We start from the raw sequence: 6309 nt of genomic DNA on the forward strand, positions 1-6309 counted from the left end.
AAATCCTAAATTAGACTTAGTTTAAGGGCATCTTTTCTTAAAAAGGATATCCATCCTTAAGCCAAATGAAGAAGTTAATAAGATATTTTTACAAAAGCAACACAATCTAAGAAAAAAGCCTTAGGCAAAGCTATTTTCAAAGAGGTTGTTCTATTGAAAAATGCATCTTCTCTCATATATTTAAAAGCTTTCAATTATTGTTTTTACCCTTTTGTTCCCCCAGCGGTTAAACCAGAAATGAGATATTTTTGCAGCGATAAAAATAGGATAGAAATAGGAATTGCAATTAGAACGGCTCCTGCGGCAAACGTTGTAAATTCATTTCCGAATTGCTTCGCCACTAATTGGTAAAGTCCAACTGCAAGGGTATATTTATCTTCTGAACGTAATAAAACTCCTGCAATAATAAAATCTGTGAACGGAGAAATAAAGCTAAACAAAGCGATAACAGCCAAAATCGGTTTCGCAAGTGGCAGGATTATTTGCCAAAATATTCGAAAGTGACCCGCGCCATCCATTCTTGCTGATTCATCCAATTCTTTCGGAATCGTATCAAAATACCCCTTCGCCAACCATGTATTCATAGGCAGGAGTCCACCTACATAGAACAAAATGAGACCAATATGTTTATCAATTAAATGTGTTTGTAATGCTAATACATAAATCGCAATGAGGGCAGCAAAGTTTGGTATCATTTGCAAAATCAAAAAGGTCATTAAACTATATTTTCTTCCTTTAAAACGATATCTTGAGAAAGAATATCCCATTAGGGCAATCATGAATACCGCTAAAACCATAGTAAAAAAGCAAATTTTCAGTGTGTTCCAATACCATAGTAAGTATTTACTCTTATCTAAATTAAATAATTCCTTGTAATGCGCAAATGTGGCATGCTTCGGAATCATAGATGATCCTGATAAACTATCGCCGGGATTTAAAGACGATCCAACGATCCATAGTACTGGATAGATAATAATCACTGCTACAATTGCCAAGATAATATAAGTTAAGGTTAAGCGTATGAATTTTTGTCTTTTCATATTCATTTACATCATATCCTCTTCTTGGAATGATTTCGTTCTTCTAAACTGCCAAATCGCTACACTTATAACAATAATCGATAGAATAAGTGTAATAGCAGCTGCTTTCGCATATTGCTTTGTTTCCAGTGTTAAATTGTAAATCCATGAAATTAAAATGTCTGTACCGCCGGCTGTTTGACCTGGAACTGCAGGTCCACCACCGTTAAATAGATAGATAATGTTGAAGTTATTAAAATTAAACGTATATTGGGTAATTAGAATCGGTGCTATAGAAAATAGTATCATTGGTAACGTGATTTTTTTAAATTGTTGCCAAATGGTCGCACCATCGACAGTTGCAGCTTCATACAATTCACCCGGAATTGATTGCAATACTCCTGTTACCATTGCAAAGATAAACGGAAAACCAAGCCACGACTGAATCATAATTAAAGCAACTTTTGTCCAAAACGGATCTGTTAGCCATGGAATTGGATCAATACCGAAAAAGGCTAAAATATCATTATTGATCGTTCCAAATGTATCATTAAACATTCCAGCAAATACTAGAATGGACACAAACGCAGGAACTGCCCAAGGCAAAATTAAGATGGTTCTGAAAAACTTCTTGAATTTCAAGTCCTTTTGATTCACAAGAACGGCTAAGAATATTCCAATCGCTATTTGACAAGTTGTAGCAACAAATGTCCAAATAACAGTCCATGAAAAGACATCAATAAAAGTGGAACGCCATATATCAAGCTTTACAATATCCAAAAAGTTTTTAAATCCAACCCAATCCACAAGTTTTGCAGGAGGAGAATGGTATAAGTCATAGTTTGTAAATGCCAATAACACTACAAACAAGATTGGAAAGATAACTACAAATATTAATAGAAACATACCAGGTGACAAGATTAAATACGGAAACCCCTTATCCACTACATTTCGATACTGCTGGCGTAATGTGGTTAGTTCTATACCTCGGTCTCTTTTTTTACCGTTATGAAAGGCATCGTATAGGTTAAAGATATATAAACCTAATCCAAAAACAACCACAATGAGAGCCAGAATCCCTTCAATTAATAGGAAGATAGAATTATCCCTAGGTACCTCAACACCTAATGTCACAATTCCCCATAATCCCATGTTTAAAAGGTCCTTAAAAACTACGATGAACGCAAAAGAAAGAATGAGTAAAATAATTCCTTTTATATATTGTCGATTATAAATTTGACCAAACCCCGGGATTATCGACAAAGCTACAGCAGATTTCTGATGTTTTGATTGACTTACTTCCATAGTACAAACCCGCTCCCCTTTCTAGGTAATATGTAAGTTAAAGTTAGTAACTCGAGGTGAATAACAACCCCAAAATGAGCTTTAAATGCAAACCTCTTTTTGGGGTCGGCATTTACGATGGCTCTATTCTTGAACTTTGTTGCTATTTTAATAAAAGCAACCATTTTTACAAAAACAGCCTCCACGAGAGAGAAATATTCTGTTCCTTACATGTTTTGTTTATTGGAGCATCGATGTAAAAATGTGAAGCAGCGCCTCATGAAAGAGGCACCGCTTTACATTTTAATAAAATCTTATTTTGTTGATGCTATTTTTTCATTAATGATTTTAACAGCATCATCAAGAGATTTCTTAGCATCCTGTTTGTTTGTCGCAATTAACTGCAAGGATTTAGCCATCGGATCCCAAACTTGGCCCATTTCCGGAATGTTCGGCATTGGAACTCCACGTTCAGATTGAACCGCAACAGCGTTTGCACCTTCATTATCTTTAATAATAGGGTCTTCCATTAAAGATTTAACTGGAGGAATTTCCCCTGTTTTTTCATAACGAATTTTTGCATTTTCAGGATTTGCTAACCATTCTACAAGCTTTGTAGCCCACTTTTTGTTTTTAGAAAAGGCAGAAACTTGCCAGCCTTTCACACCTACAAATGTTTTTGGATATTCACCATTCTGTAATTTAGGAAGCGGAGCAACACCATAATCAATTTTTGCATTTTGCAAACCTTGGAATGCCCATGGACCATCCATTTCAGCTGCTACTTTTCCATCATTCATAAGACCATCTTTTGCAGAACCACCGCTATTACCAACGATACCTTTAGGGAATAATCCCTCTTTATACCATTTTCCAATATACTCAGCACCAGCAAGTGCACCGTCATTATTTAAGCCAATGTCCTTCGGATCTAATTTACCGTCATTATTTTTGAAAACATAACCGCCATTACCTGCCATAATTGCATTTGCAAAATAGAAATTATCCCAAAGGGCTAAGAATCCATACTTTCCGTCCTTTGTGAAATCCTTCGCAAAAGTATAAAGTTCATCAAATGTATCTGGTGCTTTATTCATATACTTTTTGTTATAAATAAATACTGGTGTTTCTGTTGCCTTTGGTAATCCGTATAATTTACCGTTATAAGTTTCTGCTTGGATAGAAGAATCTGTATAAAGGTCAAGAACAGATTGGTCCACTTTAATCGGTTCAAGGAGGCCTTGTGTCGCTAATGCCCCAAGCTGGTCATGTGGAAGCGTCAAAACGTCTGGACCTGTTCCAGCCGGACCATCAAGTGGAAGCTGCTTTTGCATTTCATCCGCCATACCAAGTTCCTTGTATTCTACTTTAATACCATATTTTTCTTCGAAACTCTTAATTGCAGGCTCTAACGCTACGCCTCGCTTTTTATCTTCCCAAACAAGTAATTTTTCAGGTTTCTTTACATCATCAGCTTTCTTGTTGCCATCTGAAGAGCTAGTGCTCGAATCCTTTGGCCCACAGGCCGCAAGCATTCCAACAACAAGCGCAAGAGTAAATACTAAAGCTAAAAACTTCTTCAAAATCATTTCCCCCTTGTTTTTAAAATAGAAATCTATGAAAACGTTTGCACCATAATTATATAACCGAATGATTTTAAAAAGCAACCGTTTGCACAAAATAATTTTTTGTGCTATTTTTACTTAAAATAAAATTAGAAATAGTAAGATAAGGAGGATAAAAAATGCTACTGGAAGCAATTTATCACCGTCCAAAAAACAATTTTGCCTACGCATATAACGAACATACATTACATATTCAATTGCGGACAAAGAAAAATGATGTGGAGTCAGTAAGACTTTTATTCGGTGATCCATATAACTGGAATAAAGATGGCTGGATTTTTTCTTATAAAGAAATGACGCTTAACGGAAATGATGCGTTGTTTGATTACTGGTTTATAGAGGTTTCACCCGAATTTAGACGAATGAGGTACGGATTCGAGCTTAAAAGTGGTGACGAAACAGTCATTTACACGGAAAAAGGCTTTTTTGCAGATGCGCCATGTGACGATGTTGCATATTACTTCTGTTTTCCTTTTTTAAACCAAGCAGACGTTTTTCGTGCCCCAGAATGGGTGAAGGATACAGTGTGGTACCAAATCTTTCCGGAACGGTTTGCTAATAGTGATTCATCTATTAATCCTGAAGGCACTCTACCTTGGGGGAGCTCGGAACCTGAGCGGGATAATTTCTTTGGAGGGGATTTCGCGGGGATCATTCAGCATATTGATTATTTAGTAGATCTTGGCGTTACTGGCCTATATTTCACTCCTATTTTCAAGGCTTTCTCCAACCACAAATACGATACAATCGATTACATGGAAATTGATCCACAGTTTGGCGACAAAGCTACTTTTAAACGCTTAGTTGAAGCCTGTCATCAAAACGGCATTAGAGTCATGTTGGATGCAGTTTTCAATCATAGTGGATTTTATTTTGCTCCTTTTCAGGATGTGCTCGAAAACCAAGAAAGGTCCAAATATAAGGATTGGTTTCATCTAAGGGAGTTCCCTGTGAAAACAGCTCCTGTTCCCAATTATGATACCTTTGCCTTTACGGAACAGATGCCTAAGTTAAATACAGAAAATGAGGAAGTAAAACAATACATATTGGATGTTGCAAAATATTGGATAGAGGAATTCGATATTGACGGCTGGCGACTTGACGTAGCTAATGAAGTAGATCATGCATTTTGGCGGGAGTTTCGCAAAACGGTGAAGGATGCCAAGCCTGATGCCTATATTCTCGGAGAAATTTGGCATGACTCCATGCCGTGGCTTCAAGGAGACCAATTTGATGCTGTAATGAATTATCCTTTTACACAAGGCGCACTTGATTTTTTTGCTAAGGGTAAAATTATGGCAGAAGAATTTAAGAATGTACTTACCAATGTTATACATTCATACCCGAAAAATGTAAATGAAGTAGCGTTTAATCTCCTTGGCAGTCATGATACTCCAAGAATATTAACCATTGCAGATGGGAACAAAGACCGGATTAAGCTCTTACTATTATTTCAATTATCTTTCATTGGCACACCATGTATTTATTATGGCGATGAAATCGGTATGACTGGTGGACAAGATCCTGGGTGTCGAAAATGTATGATTTGGGATGAGGAGATGCAGGACCGGGAGCTTTTAACATTTATGAAAAAGCTCATTCAATTGCGTAAAAATTATTCTGCATTTCGGAATGATGCTGAGTTTCGCTTTTTAGAGGCAAATAACTCGACGAATCATATTATTTATCAAAAACAATCTGAGCAAGAGACGATCATTTTCGTTGTTAATAATAGTGTTGTAGAAGTAGAATTCCCATTGCCTATAGGTATTAGAGGTCTACAAGTGACTGATTTGTGGAATAATCAGCAAGTAAGCATACATGATAAGGTTATTTTACCGCCATTTGGGTTCACTATTTGGGAAATTCAGAGAGATTAACAATCTCATTGATTTTTAGAATATAGGGGGAATATTATTAATCTATTCAATCATTTCCTACTAAAAAGAGCTTCCATTTAGTTGTAAAACGAAGAAATATGGGGATTCCTTTTTCAAAAATATTATGTGGGATATTATTAATGAAATTATCTAGAATATATTGATCTGTTATTATAAGGCAAATTTTTGAGCAACCGGGGAAATTAATAACGAGTTTACTTGTGAGGTGCAAAACGGTAAATCACAAACTTAATCACATAGCAAATCACAGTATATTGCACAGTCAATAAGGCTTAGAGAGAAAAATATCTCTAATCTCTTTTTAAAATTTCCTTTATCTGACTAAATCAACCGTACAAGCTCATAATATTTTTTAAAGCGAGTTTGATAAATAAGCGGAGAAATTCCCCTTAATTAAAAAATTACACTGAAAACAGCTTAAATAGGCGGAGAAATTCCCCCTATTGACTCAAAAAACGTGAGTATTGGGGATTTTGCTTT

Annotated in this window: 4 protein-coding genes; 1 reads left to right on the forward strand and 3 read right to left on the reverse strand. The window is 35.9% G+C overall.

The features are described from left to right. Positions 1–203 precede the first annotated feature (203 nt). From AC3WJF_RS07225 to AC3WJF_RS07235, 3 genes are all read right to left on the reverse strand, one after another. Positions 204–1046 carry a sugar ABC transporter permease gene (locus tag AC3WJF_RS07225; RefSeq protein WP_492450722.1) on the reverse strand — a complete coding sequence of 281 codons (843 nt, stop codon included), beginning with the start codon at positions 1044–1046 and terminating at the stop codon, positions 204–206. After that, positions 1047–2324, reverse strand: coding sequence for a carbohydrate ABC transporter permease (locus AC3WJF_RS07230; protein ID WP_492450723.1), 1278 nt, complete (start codon positions 2322–2324; stop codon positions 1047–1049). 293 nt (positions 2325–2617) lie between these two features. Beyond that, positions 2618–3886 (reverse strand): extracellular solute-binding protein, encoded by a 1269-nt coding sequence (locus AC3WJF_RS07235; protein WP_492450725.1) that lies wholly within the window; start codon positions 3884–3886, stop codon positions 2618–2620. A gap of 161 nt (positions 3887–4047) precedes the next feature. Here AC3WJF_RS07235 and AC3WJF_RS07240 point away from each other — a divergent pair, with 161 nt between their 5' ends. Continuing rightward, positions 4048–5808, forward strand: coding sequence for a glycoside hydrolase family 13 protein (locus tag AC3WJF_RS07240; RefSeq protein ID WP_492450726.1), 1761 nt, complete (start codon positions 4048–4050; stop codon positions 5806–5808). Positions 5809–6309 lie beyond the last annotated feature (501 nt).

This window comes from Heyndrickxia sp. FW510-T9, from assembly GCF_058781025.1.

What these genes read in the sequence shown, in the direction of transcription:
- AC3WJF_RS07225 (WP_492450722.1), bottom strand. Translation starts at nt 1,046, where the DNA reads ATGAATATGAAAAGACAAAAATTCATACGCTTAACCTTAACTTATATT.
- AC3WJF_RS07230 (WP_492450723.1), bottom strand. Translation starts at nt 2,324, where the DNA reads ATGGAAGTAAGTCAATCAAAACATCAGAAATCTGCTGTAGCTTTGTCG.
- AC3WJF_RS07240 (WP_492450726.1), top strand. Translation starts at nt 4,048, where the DNA reads ATGCTACTGGAAGCAATTTATCACCGTCCAAAAAACAATTTTGCCTAC.